Genomic DNA, 16685 nt, shown 5'->3' with positions numbered 1-16685 from the left:
GTCTTGTCCCTAATAAAAAAGTACTGCTTTTTTGTTTATGCCCGGGCGCTGTGCGCGCCCGGGTCATTTCTTGCAGGTGCTATCAGGTAATGATGTGTTGCTGGTTTACAAGCTCGTCGTAGGTGGTCTGAACGTTGTCCAGCGTAACGAGCGCAGATTTAGTGTAGGCGGCTCCCGTGCCGTCACGGTCGATGGAGATCACAGTATTGTTACCGCTTTGTGAAACAGACACATAGTTCCCCAGCGTCGACGCACTACCGTTCCAGCCCACCAGAAGATCGCCAATGTCGATCTTGTCTCCCTGCGTGAGGGAGAAGTTCGTCCAGTGGTCGCCCGTGCTGTTACCTGCGGTAGCGTTACCCGCCGTATTGTTCAACACCTGATAAATCAGCGTGTCGCCGTAGGCCGTGCCGTTAATCACATCGTTATGCTCCGAACTGACAAATTTCGGCGCCATGTCAATGGTCAGCGACGCGGTATCCGTGGCGCCGCTGGCGTCGGTCAGGGTGTAGTTAAAGACCTCCTTGCTGGTAATGGTAGAGAGCGAGATCCCCGGGTTAAGGGTATAGGTGTAACTGCCGTCAGCGGCAATCGCCAGCGTCCCGTAGTGGCCCGTGATGTTTGACATCGTGCTGCCGGTGTACGGATCCAGCGTGGTGGTAACGCCGTCGTAGCCGGTAATGCTCACGCGGGTATCAACCGAGTGCAGCTGGTCCATCGCCCCTGCGGAGCCGGTGCCGTCGAAGATATTGCCGTCAACGGTGTGGGTGCCCGTCGCGTCGAATTGCGACAGGGAGTAGGTCGTGCCGTTTACGCTTGGGGTAATGGTGATGTTCCCCACGCTCAGCCCCGGTACGCTGCCGGTAAAGTTCAGCGTATAGGTCCCGGCGTTGAGATCCAGACCGGTCAGCGGAACGTCGATGCTGCCGCCCAGCAGTGAGCCTCCGCTGAAGGAGCCGCTGCGAATCACATTCGTCCCGTCAGTGATTGACCAGTTCACCGTCAGCCCGCCCAGTGCCAGCAGCGAGGCCACGTTAAAGTGCAGCGAGGCGTTATGCAGCGCGGTGTTTGCATCCACCACGAAGGTCCCGCTTCCGCTGCCCTGCGTTGACCCCAACACGGCGGTGGTCCAGCTGGCGGTGCCGACGGAGGTATCCGTATAGGTTGACGTATGGTGAACCGACGTGACGTCCATCGCGGTGCTGACATCGTTTACCGCATCCATTGGGCGCGCGGTTGGGGTGATGTTCAGCGATGCCGTGTCTTTCGAGCCGTCAGGCGCGGTGATGGTGTAGACGAAGGTATCCGGCGTGCTGATATGGTCCGCCCCGACCCCGCTGTTCAGGGTGTAGGTGTACTCTCCGGCCGCGTTGATCCGCAGCGTACCGTACTCGCCGGTGATCTCCGTCAGACCGCTGCTGTTCACCGCCACGCCGTTAACGTCGGAGACTACGGTACCCGCTGGCGCAATATCATCCGCCAGCACATCCCCGGTCGTGCTCTCGCTCACGCTTGCCACGCTGTAGACATGATCCTGCAAGACGTTCAGCGTGTAGGCCGTCAGCGCGGTGATCCCCGCCGCCGTATTGAGCAGGAACAGGTACTCGCCGGCGGGCAGATTCAGCGTCAGCTGCGAGGAGGTGCCGCCCAGCAGCGGCGCGCGCAGCCAGCCGGGTTCAACGCGCATCTGCTCGAAGGTCTGCGTCGCATTGTTGAACTTATAGATGTAGAGGTCGAACACCGAGGCCAGCGCCACGCCGCCCACGGACGCCTGAACGGTCATGGTGCGGGTGGTGCCTTCTTCTACGGAGTAGATGATCGGGTTGGCCAGATCGTCCAGCAGGTTCAGCCCCAGCGTATTGCCAAGGTTGATCCCCACCAGGGTAAAGCCGCCCTGCGACGAGGTGCCGTTGTTGATCGCCTCCACGGTGGTATCGAAGGTCAGCGAGGCGGTATCGTCCACGGCCACGATACCGCTGCTGCTGGTGCCTTCGCCCAGCGACAGCACCAGATTTGCCGAGGCGCTGGTGCCGTTGTGGGTGATGGTGTAGGTAAAGTTCTCCGTGCGCCCAATGACGGCGGCGCTGGTGTTGGTCAGGTTATAGGTATAGCTGCCGTCCAGGTTGATGGTCAGCGTGCCGTACTGCCCCTGAATCACCGTGCCGTCAGCCGTGACGCTGGTGGTGGTGCCCTGGGCGTTGGTGACCGCGGTGACGGTGGTGCCCGCCGGGGCGTTGTCGCTGCCTGCGGTTGGATCCACGTCGGTGATGACGTTCCCGACAACGCTGGTCTCGCCGGACACGGTGCCTGCGCTGGTCTCTTTCACCGCCACATCGAGGCTGGTGTAAGAGCCGGTTGCCAGCAGGTTAGTGTTGTAGCTCAGGACGCGATACTGACCATCCGCCAGGCCGGTCAGGTTCAGCGACACCCCCGTCGCGCCGAGGGTCAGCAGGTCAGCGAACTGCGGCTGTCCGGTGTCGACCACGGTGGTCCAGGTGTTGTTGGCGGCGTCAAAGCGCTGTACCACCAGCTCAAGGGTATTGAGCAGGGAGAGTACGGCCCCCGTGGCGTTGGCGTTCACGGCAATATCCGCACTGCCGCCGCTGCCGACGGTGAAACCTACCTGCGCGGTGTCGTTGCCGAGCAGCGTCAGCACGTTACCTACGGCGCCCACCAGCAGGAAACCATAGTCGCTGTACTGCGAGTTGGTCACCGTTGCGGTGGTTGTCAGCGCCAGCTCTTCAACGTTGGTGCTGGCTGAGAGCGGCACCACCGGCGCAAGGGCTGAGCCGGGCAGCGAGACGTTGCCTGCCGCGTCGGTGGCGGTGATTTGCAGCGTCTGGCCTTCCGTCTGTTTATTGAGGAAGGTGTAGCTCCAGGAGCCGTTGCTGTCTGCCGTGGCGGTGACCGTTGAGTTATCCGCCAGACGGATGGTGACGGTACTGCCCGCTTCGGCGCTACCGGTCAGTACGCTGCCGTCTGCGTTGAAGGTCCCGGTCGGGGCCGTTGGCGCAGTGAGATCGACAATGACGGTGGTCGAGGTGGAAATCGGGCTGGTGCCCGAGCCGTTGCTCGCCGTGGCGGTGAAGGCATGCGGCCCTTCGCTCAGCACCGGCGTGGTGAAGCTCCAGTTGCCGCTGGCATTTGCGGTGACCGTGCCCATCAGCACCCCGTTGTTATAGAGGGTGATAGTCGCGTTTGGCTGCGCCGTGCCGCTCAGGGTTGGCGTGGTGTCATCGGTGGTTTTCCCGTTGGTCAGGTTGCCCGTCACCGTGCCGACGTTATCGTCGATGTTAGCGATAACCGGCGCGTTCGGGATCGTGGTGATCGGAGCAATCACGGAGGTGGTGATACCCGCGTTACCGGCCTTATCGGTAGCAAAGACAATCAGTGACTCCCCGCCGGTCTGTGGAGGGGTGAGGGTGGCGCTGAAGTTTCCGCTGCCGTCCGCGACGGCGGTACCAAGCACGGTTCCGGTGCTGCTGGTGATGGTGACGGTACTTCCCGCTTCCGCCGTACCGGTAACCTGCGTCCCGTTGGTGATCACCGCCAGCCCGGTTGGGGCTGGTGGCGGCGTCAGGTCAACGTTGATCGTGATAATCGGCGATGGCGCGCTGGTATTGCCCGCGGCATCGGTGGCGGTGGCGGTGAAGTTATGCGCGCCTTCGGTCAGCGTGGTGCTGGTTTGCGGCAGCGTCCAGTTGCCGTTGGCATCGGCAGTGACGGTTCCCACCAGCGTCGTGCCGTCGTAAATACGTACGGTGGCATTGGCTTCAGCCGTACCGTTTAAGGTCGGACGGGTGTCGTTGGTTGGGTTGGTGCCGGTGACAGGGCCGGTGACGGTTCCCACATCATCCACAATCGAGGTGATTGCCGGTGCGACAGGGGCGGTGGCATCCACATTGATGGTGTAACCCCCGGTCTGCGCGCTGGCGTTGCCCACGGCGTCGGTGGCGGAGAAGGTCAGATTATGCGGCCCGTCAGCCAGCGGGGTGGACGGCGTAAAGCTCCACGCGCCGCCGGTGGCGACCGCAGTGCCAATCTGTACCCCATTGTCATAGATGGTTACCGTCGCGCCAGCTTCTGCCGTACCGGTGAGCGTTGGACGTGCATCGTTGGTTAACCCGCCGTTGGCGACAGGCGTCGCAGCATTACCGACGTCGTCGGTGATGCTGGTCAGTACCGGTAGCGCTGGCGGCGTGGTGTCAATGGTCAGGCTGAAATCGGCGGACGGCGCGCCGGTGTTCCCCGCCTGATCCGTTGCTTCTGCGGTAAAGGTGTGTGACCCGGTGCCCAGCGGCACGGTGATATCCACGGTCCAGTTGCCGTTAGCATCGGCAGTACCGGTGCCCACCAGCGTAGTGCCTTCGTAGATATTCACGGTGGCCAGCGGCTCGCTGGTCCCCACCAGGCGCGGGAGAGGATCGTTCGTGGTCTGGCCGGAGCCAATCGCCCCGGTGATGGTGCCAACATCGTCAATCGCCTGGGTGATAACCGGCGCGGCAGGCGCAGTCGTATCCACCACCAGCGTAAAGCCTGGTGAGGCAGGACTGACGTTGCCCGCGGCATCGGTTGCCGTGGCTGTCCAGGTGTGGCTGCCGTTTGCCAGCGTGCCGGTGGTGAAGCTCCATACGCCGTTGGCATCAGCCACGGCGGTGCCCACCTGCTGACCATTCTCATAGATGGTGATGGTCGCGTTGGCTGCCGCGGTGCCGTTCAGCGTTGGCGTGGTGTCGTCTGTGCTTTGTCCCGAGGCGACCGGGCCCAGCACGGGACCGGCATTGTCGGTGGCAGGGGTAAAGACCGGTGCGTCGGGCACCGACGTATCCACCGTCAGGTTGAACGGTGGTGAGGTGACCCCGGTATTGCCTGCGGCATCGGTGGCGTTGAAGGTAATGGTATGCGGCCCTTCACCCAGCGCGGTGGTCGGCGTGAAGGTCCAGTTACCCTGGGCGTTGACGACCGCCGTGCCGATTTCCACATCATCGACAATAACGTGCACCGTTGCGCCCACTTCCCCCGTACCGTTGAAGGTTGGACGGGTGTCGTTGGTGGAACCGTTGCTGGCGATGATTCCCGTTCCCGGGCTGACATCGTCTATCACCGTGGATACCACCGGGGCCGCAGGGCCGGTGGTATCCACCGTAAAGGCGAACACTGGCGAGTTGGCGGAGACGTTTCCGACATCATCGCTGGCGTTGACGCGCAGGTTATACGTCCCGTCCGTCAGAACCGGGTCCGGCGTAAAGGTCCAGTTACCGTTGCCGTCGACCGTAGTGGTACCAATCTCTACGCCGTTATTCAGAACGTGAATGGTGGTACCCGCCTGGCCGGTGCCGCTCAGGGTTGGCGTGGTGTCATTGGTGACCTGCCCGGCGGTAAGCGGGCCGGTTACGCCACCCGGAGCGTTGTCGCTGACCGTATCGATCGTCGGCACCTGTGGCGCCGTCAGATCGATATTGATGCTCCAGACGCCGGACGGCTGGCTGACGTTGCCCTGCGGATCCGTCGCTCTGACCGTAAAGTCATGCGTTCCTTCCCCGAGGGCGGTTTCAGGGGTAAATGTCCAGGCGCCGGTACCGTCTGCCGCCACCGTACCAATCTGCGTGGCGCCATCAAAAATGGCGACGACGCTGTTCGGCTCGGCGGTACCGGTCAGGGTTGGCGTGGTGTCGTTGGTTGGATCGCCGCTTGGGACAGGCGTTGCCGCATTGCCTGCGTTATCCGTCACGCTGGTAATCACCGGCGTGGTGGAGACGGTGTCGATCACAATGGTGATCCCGGCCGACGGGGTGCTCTTATTGCCCGCCGGGTCGGTGGCGGTCACGGTCAGGGTGTGGCTGCCGTCGTCCAGCGCAGGCGGCGTGTAGCTCCAGGTGCCGGTCGGACCGACAACAACGGTGCCCAGCGGGTCGCCGTTATTGTACACGGTAATGGTGTCCCCGGCCGTGCCTGTCCCGGTCAGGGTAGGACGGTTGTCGTTGGTGCTCTGCCCGTCGGCGATTGGGCCGGTGATCGGACCTACGTCATCAGTCACCGCACCGATGGCTGGCGATGTCGGGGCGGTAAGGTCGACGGTGACGGTCGCAATCGGCGACTGTCCGCTGGTCTCGCCGGTGGTGATGTTTGTGGCGGTCACGGCAAAGGTGTGTGGCCCTTCCGTCAGCGGCAACAGCGGCGTGTAGCTCCAGTTGCCGTTATCATCCGCAACAACGTTCGTCAGCGGAACCAGCGCCCCATCCTGATAAATGGCGATCACGCTGCCCGGATCGGCGGTGCCGGTAAGGGTAGGCGTGACGTCATTGGTGGTTTTATCTTTCACATCACCAGTGACGGGATCGACGTCATCGTTGATCGCCGTAATCACCGGCACCGCAGGCAGCTCGAGCGGAGAGTCCGGCACGTCAAAGGTGGTTGACGGGCTGGCATTGCCTGCGGGGTCCGTGGCGGTGAGCGTCAGCGTCGCGGCATCCAACTGGGCCGGGGAGAGGGCAATGGAGAAGGTGCCTCCCGTCGCGACCCCGGTCCCGATGACATTGCCGTTGGCGTCACGAACCGTCACCGTGGTTCCGTCATCTGCCGTCCCGGTCAGCGGGGTGCCCTCCGCGGCAATGGTGATATTAGTTGGCGTTGCAGGCGGCAGGGTATCCACCGTCACGCTGAGATCCCCGGAGCTGGCGGAGGTATTCCCCGCCGCGTCACTCGCGGCCACTGAGAAGGTATGCGGCCCCTCGGTAAGCGCAGGGTCGGCGGTCCAGGACCATGTCCCGTTCGGCTGAACCTCCACGACCACCGGCGAGGCGACACCATCAACAGAAACGGTTACGCTCGAACCCGGCTCGCCAATCCCGGTGAGGGTTGGCGTACCGTCGCGGGTGTAAAGCACGCTGTTGGTCAGCTGGCTGTCAGAGACGGCGTCAATTTGCGGCACGGTTGGCGCCTGCGTATCAACCTCCACCGTAAAGACCGGGCTTACCGGGCTAACGTTACTGGCATCGTCCACCGCGGCGACGGTGATATTCAGCGGGCCGTCGGTCTGCGTCGGCAGGGTATAGGACCATCCGCCATTGACGACTTCAACGCGATCCACTTCCACGCCGTTGTTGTAGATGATCACCGTCTCGCCGGTGGTGCCGGTTCCGCTCAGGGTCGGTGTGGTGTCGTTAGTGGACCCGCCGTTCTGCGCGCCGGCGATGTCGCTGATGGTCGGGGTATCCGGGGCGAGGGTATCGACCGTTATCGTGATACCGGCTGATGGCACAGATTCGTTCCCGGCTTCATCGGTGGCGGTCGCCGTGTATTCGTGCGTCCCTTCGCCAATGTTGCTCTCAGGACGCCAGCTCCAGTTACCGTTACCGTCCACCGTAACGCTGCCCACGGCCTGCGGCTCGCCTGTACCCACCTGGTCATAGATGGTGATAACGTCATTCGGCGTACCGGTGCCGCTCAGGACCGGACGCGGATCGTTGGTGGATTCGCCATCCAGCACGGGGCCGGTGATCTGGCTTACGCTGTCTGTCACCGTTGGGGTTCCCGGCTGGTCAGGCGCGTCGGTATCAATGGTAATGGTCACCGGCGTGGACGGCGCGCTTTCGTTCCCGGCGCTGTCCTGGTTAGTGACCGTCAGGGAGAGATCGTAGGTGCCGTCAGGCAGCGGAGTGGTGGGCGTCCAGCTCCAGTTACCGTCGCCATCGATCTCGGCCTCACCAATTTTGGTGGCGCCATCGTAAATGTTCACGGTATCCCCCGGCGTGCCCGAGCCGCTCAGGGTTGGCGTGGTATCCCGGGTGGTCTCCCCAGGATTCAGGGCCGTCCCCGGCGTGCCGCCGTCCGGGTTGACGGTGATCTCAGGAATATCCGGCGTTGCAGGCGCGGTCGTGTCGATCGCCAGTTCAAACGGCGGCGAAATGGTGGTGTTACCCGCCTCATCCGTTGCGTGGACCGTCAGCGAGTGCGGGCCGTCCGTCAGCGGCGTGGTTGGCGTGAAGCTCCAGCCACCGCTGCCGTCGAGCACGGCCGTGCCGAGCAGGGTGGTTCCGTCATAGATCGTGATGGTGGTGCCGTCCGGTGCGGTTCCCTGCAACTGCGGCAGCGTGTCGTCGGTGGTGTCCCCGCTGTTAAGCGGAAGCTGCACGGGCCCCACGTTATCGGAAACGGTGTCAATGGTGGCCGCCGGTGGCGGAGTCGTATCGACGGTAAAGGTAAAGCTGGCTGATGGTGCGCTGGCGTTGCCCGCCGCATCGCTCGCGACGACGGTGAACGTATGCTGCCCGTTCACTAATGGGGTAGTAGGTGTGAAGGTCCATGCGCCACCGCTGTTGACAACGGCAGTACCAATATCCTGTCCGTCCAGACGGATCGTCACGGTGGAGCCCGGCTCGCCGGTACCGTTCAGCGTCGGGAGCGTGTCGTTGGTGGTTTCATTGGTGTCGAGCGCACCCGTGCGGCCCGGTACGTCATCAATGACCTGCGTAATGGCCGGCGCGCCCGGGGCGGCGGTATCCACCGTGATGCTCCAGGTGTTCGATGTCCCGCTGAGGTTATTGTTGGCGTCAACCGCCGTCGCCGTCAGTACGTGCCCGCCGTCCGGTAGCGCGGTTTCCAGCGTGATGGACCACTGACCGTTCGCCGACACGACTGCGGTGCCAATTTCGGTAGTACCGCTGTAGAGGGTGATGGTGGTGCCAGGCTCGCCCGTTCCGTTGATGGTAGGCGTGCTGTCGTTGGTGAGACCGTTCTGGCTGACAGGACCGGTGACGCCGGGGGCATCGTCCACCACGCCAGTGATGACCGGGGTTTGTGCCGCGGTGATGTCCGGCGCGTCAAACGGCGCGGTCGGACCGGTGTTTCCGGCGGTATCAGTGGCATCGGCAGTCAGGGCTTCGCCGTTGGCTTTCGGCGGGATCAGATCTACGCTGAAATTCCCCTGATCGTCGGCGACCGCTTCCCCGACCTTCACGCCATTTTCACGAATGGTGACGGTACTGCCCGGCTCGGCTGTACCGGTTACGGTGGTGCCGTCGGCAGAGATCACCACGTTTTCCGGCGCCAGCGGTGGCGTAAGATCGACGGTAAAGTTGATCGGCTGAGACAGACCGCTCTGGTTGCCTGCCGCATCAGTTTCCCGTAGGGTAATCGAGTGTGTGCCTTCTGCCAGTGGACTCGTCGGCGTGATGCTCCAGGTACCGTTCGGCAGAACGGTGGTGGTGCCGATAACAACGCCGTTATCGTAAACCGTGATCGTGCTGCCCGGTTCGCCTCTGCCCGTCAGGCGCGGCTCTGAGGCATCGGTAAATTGCCCGGCACCGATCGCCCCTTTCAGTACGCCCGTGTCGTCGTTAATGATAAATCCGGAAGGCGTTTGCGGCGCGGTGACATCTACCGTGACGGTAAAGACCGGCGAGGCCGGGCCAGTGTTACCGGCGACGTCGGTGGCGCGCACGGTAAGCTGGTGGCTGCCTTCGCTCAGATTCACCGACGGCGTAAAACTCCAGCTTCCGTTACTGCCCACAACCGCTGTGCCAATGGCAATGCCGTTATCATAGATGGTGACCGTCGAGCCCGCTTCCGCCGTGCCGGTGAGCTGTGGCCGCGGGTCGTTGGTGCTGCTTCCACTCCCGAGCGTGCCGGTGCCAGGCGCAACATCATCGGTGATGCTGACGATCGCTGGCGCGCCAGGCGCGACGGTATCGACCACGAAGGTTACCGCCGTGGACGCCGGGCTGGTATTGCCTGTGGCATCGGTCGCGGTGGTGGTAATGGCGTGGTTGCCTTCAGACAGGTTGGTCGACGGGGTAAAGCTCCATTTCCCGGTGGCATCGGCTGTGGCGGTGCCAATCGGTTTCCCGTTGTCATAGAAGGTAATGACGGTGCCGGCTTCACTGATGCCGCTGAACGTCGGACGCGCATCGTCCGTGCGTTGTCCGTTGCTCAGCGGGCCTGTTTCGGCGCCCACGTTATCATTGACGGTGACAATCTCGGGTGCATCCGGCGCGGTTAAATCCGGTGCCGTGACCTGAACGCCCGGGCTGGTATTGCCGGACGGATCGGTGGCGGTAGCGGTGATCTGTTCTCCGTTGGTAAGCGGCGTACCGAGATCAATCGTAAATTTCCCGTCGCTACCCGCTTTGCCCGTTCCGATGGTGTTGCCATCGGCATCTTTCAGGGTAACGGTGCTGCCCGGCTCAGCGGTACCGGTGACGGTTTTGCCGTCAGGGGAGACCTCCAGATTGGCCGGGGCATCCGGCGCGGTGAGATCCGGTGCCGTAACCTGACCGCCCTGGCTGGTATTGCCGGACGGATCGGTGGCGGTGGCGGTGATCTGTTCCCCGTTGGTGAGTGGCGTACCGAGATCAATCGTAAATTTCCCGTCGCTGCCCGCTTTGCCCGTTCCGATGGTGTTGCCATCGGCATCTTTCAGGGTAATCGTGCTGCCCGGCTCAGCGGTACCGGTAACGGTTTTGCCGTCAGGTGAGACCTGTAGATTGGTGGGGGCATCCGGAGGCGTGGTATCTGGCTCGGAAGGATTTCCCGGATTGCCGGGATTCGGGCTGTTGTTATCGTCATCCCCGCCACCTCCACCGCCGGTTCCCGCCGCAATGGCAATCCCACCTGCGACGGCCAGGCCACCCAGCACCCAGGGCCACGCTGCGGCGCCGCCGGTATCACTCCCTGACGCCGCCAGTAGGGCGTCCGTGGAGGCGATGGATTCATAGGTGGCGGCACCGGTTGGATCTTCAATCCACCACAGCGCACCGTCGCTCTCCTCAAGCACCAGCTGGCTCACGCCCTGCGCGTCGGTGACGTAGAAATTCTTGAGGGTAATCACTTCGCCCGAGTGGAGGGTAATCACCAGATCGTTTCCGCTGCGGGAGTAACCTGAGATATCGGCGCGATCCACGTTAAGTTTAACAATAGACGAATGGCCGAGTGTTACCTGTGTTCCCTCCGTGGTCGTTTCCACGCCAGTTAGTTTCGATATAACAGATATTTGGCTCATACAGTTATTACTCCAGCAGAGTTATTGTTTACGGCGTGTCAGACGTGGCCATATTTTCTGGAGGGATGAGGGCGCTCCCGGCGAATATACTGTGAATAAAACAGTATTTACCGTTGCTTTCTTTAGAGCGACCGAGACCCGCCAGCAATCAACGTGGCAACATCAGGGCGAAGCTAATTATTTACATGAGTAACTGTTATTTATTTATATTTTCGTAATTTATAACCTTATTATTTGTGCAGGTATTATTTGTTTTGCTGTAAAAATGATATAGCTATAAATATCTGAATGTGCAAATTAAGTGTCTGTAAACCCTGCACTGTGATTGCAGAGAAAATTAATTGATAGCGCGAATATATTTTGTTGGCTATGCGGGCCGCGCCACAGAGGCGTTGGCGTACAGGCTGTCGGGATTAGGTAGTGGAAGAAATGAGAGGGGGATAATACTGAATACATAGGCTTTATTTATAATTACAGCGAATATTAATGACTGCTTAATAATGATTTAAGTTAGGGTGAATCATCTGCTGTATGATATATTTCGAAGAATTGCATTAATGAAATATATTTTCGGTTTGGGTTTGGATTCTGCTACGCATAAAAATAAACTGTCGACTTCACATATTTCATAAATAAAAAGGCCGCAAATGTGGCCTTTCTGAGGGGGGAGGTTTAGCCGAAAGAGATAATCCCCATTTCAATCAGTGCGGCGAGCGTCAGAAGAATAAAGAGGATAACGACTATGGGTCTGTACATTTGATTTTCCATCCATGTTTATCATGCAATCCGTTTTATGTGCATCATTATTGATGATGGTGCAGGCGATCCCTGCCCCCTATTTTGCGCCACTTTGCCGTAAAAATCAGTTAGCTGCTGGCACTTTTTCTACTTTTTCTCCGGCCCGACGGGCCGTGGCTGGCAGGATGTCGGCATCCGCCACGTAGCCATCAGGATCGAGACAGCGATTGTGTTCTCTCGCCTGGTGCAGGATCGCTTCGTCCCAGTACAGGCGCTTACGCTGATCGCCCTGGGTCGTCAGAATAAACTCCACATTGCCATCAACCGCGCGGTAGCGGCGCCAGCTGTTTGCCGGAATGGAGATCACCGAACGTTCCGGGGCGATAATGCTGACTTCCTTACCCGCCTCGTTCCAGGTCACCTCCAGCTGGCCTTTAAAGACCATGATCACCTGAATATCCGGGCAGAGATGGCGACCGACAATGTGGTCGTCAGCAAGACGCAGCCATTCGACGGAAAAACCGTGCGGGCTCACAATAGCGGGAGCGGAATTCCGATCCTGTGAAATGCCGAAACCGATAACCGGCGCAATTTCGCCGCCGTGTCCCGGCAGCACCGAGTCCAGCAGTCCCTGCGCTGACCAGCAGCGATCATCGCCGGTTACCGCACGCTGGCGCATCTCCTCAACGCTGTAGTCACGCAGACCGGCAATATATTGCTCTGACAGCGGCGTCAGCAGCGTGGCGGGATCGGGCGTTGGTTCACCTGCCTCCTGCGCAATCAGCATATTATCCTTGCTGAGATACATACCGTACTCGCTGGCGGCCGCCAGCACTGACGGGTGCCAGATGATGCCGCCCGTGTTGTCCCCGCCGAGCACGGTAAATACCATGCCGCAGGTATCTTCTTTACTGACGTTGGTGAAACCGCGGAAGATCCAGGTCGGTATTGAGAGGATGGTGGGCGCGCTAAATTCCGCTTCATGCTCGCCGTTGGCGCCCCAGCGAAAACGCCATGTCCCTTCATGGATCAGGAACACTTCTGCGGTGAAATGCAGATGCAGGTTATTGGTTACCCCTTTCGGCATAGCCGCCGCGCCAATGTTAAAGCCGTGCGGCTCGGGGATATTAACAATCTGCTCGCTGGACTGAGTTACACCCGGGCCGATGAAGGAATAGTTTTGTTTGAGATGCGAACCGGGCAGCTTGCAATCAATAAAAGCAAGATTGCAGGAAACCATATCGTCGGGGGCGATTAACCGTGTTCGTGCCTGGCTCTGGCTAAGATGGATAGTTTTCATCATTTCTCCTTTTAATACCCGGATGCACCGGTGGTAGGGATGGCGTTGCCGCGGGCGAGGGCAATTGCTTCACGTGAGGCGCGACCCAGCTGCATAACGTCGTTTGCAGGGGTAACAAACTGGAAACCCTGCGCAATTCGCGCTGCGGCGGCCGCGCCGGAAGTGCAGAAAATACCGGCAATCTTCTGCTGCTGGCGGCAGCAGTGAATCACCCGCTCAATAGCAGCAAGCATTTCGGGATGTTGGGATTCGGCGCTGGCGCTGCCGGTCAGCGTCAGCGAGAGATCGTTGGGGCCAATAAACACACCGTCTAGTCCTTCGGTATCAAGGATGGCGTCAAGATCCGCCAGCCCTTCGCGGGTTTCGATCATTGCCAGCGTCAGGATCTCGTCGTTAGCGTGCTGTGGATAATCACTGCCGCCGTAGAGTAGACCTCTGGCCGGACCAAAGGAGCGAACACCCAGCGGTGGATAGCGACAGGCAGCGACAAAACGGCGAGCCTGTTCCGCGCTGGAGATCATCGGACAGATTACGCCATACGCGCCGGCGTCTAATACGCGCATGATTTGCGCCGGATCGTTATCTGCCACCCTCACCAGCGGCACGGCAGGCGTGCTCGATAGCGCCTGTAGCATCGACAACGCGCTGGCAAAATCAATCATGCCGTGCTGCAAATCGACGGTGACGGCGTCGTAACCCTGATGGCCCATAATTTCCGCGCTATACCCGGACGGGATCGCCAGCCAGCCGTTAACGATCGGGGTATTTTCCAGAAATGTGGTCTTTAAACTGTTTTTGCGCATTGTATGCACTCCGTTATCCACTGACGCAGCAGCGGCGCGATCTCATCCGGGGTTTCCAGCGGAATAAAATGCCCGCCAGCCTCCACCGTATGCCTGGTCACGTTCGCGTTGCCTGCTGTCAGTAGCTGATGATGATGGGGCGTGCAGATAACGTCCTGCGCGCCGTTTAGAAGTAATGTGGGGCAGGAGAGGGCGTTAAACGCAGCCCGGTTGTCCTGCCGGTGAATGGCCATTTCCGTTTGCTCCGCAAAGGTCTCAATGCCGCACTCTTGCGCCATTCGGCAAATAGTCTCTTGCAGGATCCGATCGGACAGACGTGACGGGGCGACATAGCTCTGCCACAGCGACGAGACCAGCCAGTCGGCCAGGCCCCGCGCCTGTGCGGTGTGTACCGCTTCCCGGCGTGAAGCAAGGGTGTCTGGCGCAACGGGCAACGGATTAACGGAAATCAGCGTCAGCCCGTTCACTCTTTCTGGCGCGTCGGCGGCCATTTGCAGCGCGACAATCGCGCCGAGCGAAAAGCCCGCCAGCAGAAAGCGCGGTGGCAGAACCTTTAACAACCGCCGTGACGCCTGCGGCGCGGACTCTGCGCCCGTCAGCGTGATGCACAGCACCGCTGAGACGTTCAGCCGTTCAATGACGGGCTGCCAGAGCCGGGCGTTACACAGCGTGCCGCCAAGCAGAACCAGCGGCAGATCGGTATTGTCCAGAAGCGGATATTCCATTGCATCCCTTACGTAGCCGTCCAGCCGCCGTCAACCATCAGGGCGCTGCCGGTGATCAGCCCGGCGGCCTCAGAGGCGAGGAACACTACCGGCCCCATAATGTCCTCCAGCCTGCCTGGCCGGCGCAGTTTGATGTTGTCCAGCACATAGCGGCGAAATGCCGGGTCGGCGAGCGACGAACGCGTCAGGTCGGTTTCAATGAAGGTCGGGCACAGCGTATTGACACGGATCCCCGCATCGCCCAGCTCCAGCGCCATCGTTCGGGTTAACCCTTCAAGCGCGAATTTGGAGGCACAGTACACGCTACGCTCGGGGCCACCAACGTGTCCCATTTGCGATGAGATGTGAATAATCGATCCCCCCTTACCGTCCACCCGCATTCTGCGCGCCACATGCTGGCTGATAAAAAAGGTGGCGCGCAGGTTAAGCGCCATCACCGCATCGAAATTTTCCTCGTTCACCTTAAGAAACGGCTGGTGGCGGGCCAGCCCGGCACTGTTCACCAGAATGTCGGGCGTGGGCAACGTCGCCAGCACACGCGCCACCTCCTGAGTGTCGGTAATATCCAGTTCCAGCGGGTGAAATGCGAGACTGTGTTCCGCTGCCAGACCTGTGGCATGCGCCAGCGCCTCGCGGCCCCGGGCGGCGATCCATACCTCTGCTCCCGCCTGTGCGAGGGCGACGGCGGCTGCGAAGCCAATCCCTCTTGACCCGCCGGTCACCAGCGCGCGTTTGCCGTGCAGGGTGAAAGAGGGCGTTTGCAAAAGCGTCATGGCTTACACCTTTTCCCTGACCGGGGCCGGTGTGGCGTAGGGAACTTCCGTCTGGCCATAACGGCGCACGCGAATATTGGCCTGCTCGGCATGTCCGGCGAACCCTTCCAGCAGCGACAGACGGGAACAATAGCTGCCGATTTCGGCAGTGGCTTCGTCGCTGAGGACTTTCTGGAAGGTGCAGGTTTTCATGAACTTGCCCACCCACAGGCCGCCGGTATAACGTGCGGCTTTCTGCGTGGGCAGGGTGTGGTTGGTGCCGATCACCTTATCGCCGTAGGCTACGTTAGTACGCGGTCCAAGGAACAGCGCGCCGTAATTGGTCAGGTTAGCCAGGAACCAGTCGTCCCGGTCGGTCATCACCTGAACATGTTCGGAAGCGATACGATCTGCCTCCAGCAGCATCTCTTCGTGGCTGTCGCAGACGATGATTTCCCCGTAGTCCTGCCACGACTGGCGGGCAATGTCGGCGGTAGGGAGCTTTTCCAGCAGCCGTTCCACTTCGCTGAGCGTCTCTTTGGCAAGTTGAAGCGAGTTCGTCAGCAGGATGGCAGGGGTGGTGACGCCGTGTTCGGCCTGGCCCAGCAGGTCCGTGGCGCACATTTCCGCGTCAACAGTGTCATCGGCAATCACCAGCGTTTCCGTCGGACCGGCAAACAGATCGATACCTACCCGGCCGAACAGCTGGCGTTTGGCCTCCGCGACGAAGGCGTTACCGGGCCCGACCAGCATGTCGACCGGTGCCAGCGAGTCCGTGCCCAGCGCCATGGCGCCTATCGCCTGAATGCCGCCAAGGGCATAGATTCCGTTGCGCCAGCCATTTTTTGCGCCGCGACAATCGCCGGGGCGGGCTGACCGTTAAACGGTGGGGCACAGCTGATGATTCTTGAACACCCCGCCACGCTGGCAGTGATGATCGACATGTGCGCGGAGGCGAGCAGGGGATATTTTCCGCCAGGCACGTAACATCCTACGGCGTTAATCGGAATATTTTTATGTCCGAGGATCACCCCGGGACGCGTTTCAATTTCCAGGTCCCGCAGACATTCTTTCTGCGCGCGGGCAAAATTCGCCACCTGCTGTTGGGCAAATTCAATATCCTGAATATCCTGGCGGCTTAACTGTTTTATGCAGCGGTCAATCTCCGCGGACGTCAGACGATAATCCTGACGGTCATAACGATCGAATTTAATGGATAATTCGCGAATGGCTTTATTTCCGCGTTTTTCAATATCCGCAAGTATTTGTTCAACCGTTTCCCTTATTTGCTGGTTGGCTTGCTGGCGCTCTTCGGTAGATTTACCGGTTTTTAATTTCCAGGACACTCGCTTCTCCTTACCTTTTTCA

General features: G+C 60.4%; 5 protein-coding genes and 1 pseudogene. All 6 read right to left on the bottom strand.

Annotated features, from left to right (window positions below):
• Positions 1-82: 82 nt before the first annotated feature.
• The 6 genes and pseudogenes from ACQG1Y_RS17935 to hisD all read right to left on the bottom strand — a co-directional run bounded on the left by ACQG1Y_RS17935 (position 83) and on the right by hisD (position 16663).
• Positions 83-10999, bottom strand: a complete 10917-nt coding sequence (locus ACQG1Y_RS17935) for a BapA/Bap/LapF family large adhesin (RefSeq protein WP_426736913.1) — start codon at positions 10997-10999, stop codon at positions 83-85.
• An 862-nt stretch (positions 11000-11861) separates the two neighbouring features.
• On the bottom strand, positions 11862-13037 hold the full coding sequence (locus ACQG1Y_RS17930) for a hypothetical protein (RefSeq protein WP_032669350.1): 1176 nt from the start codon (positions 13035-13037) through the stop codon (positions 11862-11864).
• A gap of 11 nt (positions 13038-13048) precedes the next feature.
• Positions 13049-13840, bottom strand: coding sequence for an HpcH/HpaI aldolase family protein (locus ACQG1Y_RS17925; protein ID WP_033487541.1), 792 nt, complete (start codon positions 13838-13840; stop codon positions 13049-13051).
• Entirely contained in the window at positions 13822-14565 is a 744-nt protein-coding gene (locus tag ACQG1Y_RS17920) for an alpha/beta fold hydrolase (RefSeq protein ID WP_033487540.1), read from the bottom strand. The genes ACQG1Y_RS17925 and ACQG1Y_RS17920 overlap by 19 nt, the downstream gene beginning before the upstream one ends.
• An 8-nt stretch (positions 14566-14573) precedes the next feature.
• On the bottom strand, positions 14574-15338 hold the full coding sequence (locus ACQG1Y_RS17915; protein ID WP_033487539.1) for an SDR family NAD(P)-dependent oxidoreductase: 765 nt from the start codon (positions 15336-15338) through the stop codon (positions 14574-14576).
• Positions 15339-15341: 3 nt separating this feature from the next.
• Positions 15342-16663 (bottom strand): annotated as a pseudogene (hisD, locus tag ACQG1Y_RS17910) (histidinol dehydrogenase).
• Positions 16664-16685: the final 22 nt, after the last annotated feature.

Origin of the sequence: Enterobacter cloacae complex sp. 397G4, assembly GCF_050031515.1 — a bacterium.
GTDB lineage: Bacteria > Pseudomonadota > Gammaproteobacteria > Enterobacterales > Enterobacteriaceae > Enterobacter > Enterobacter hormaechei_C.
This window is presented reverse-complemented; position numbering and strand designations above follow the sequence as displayed.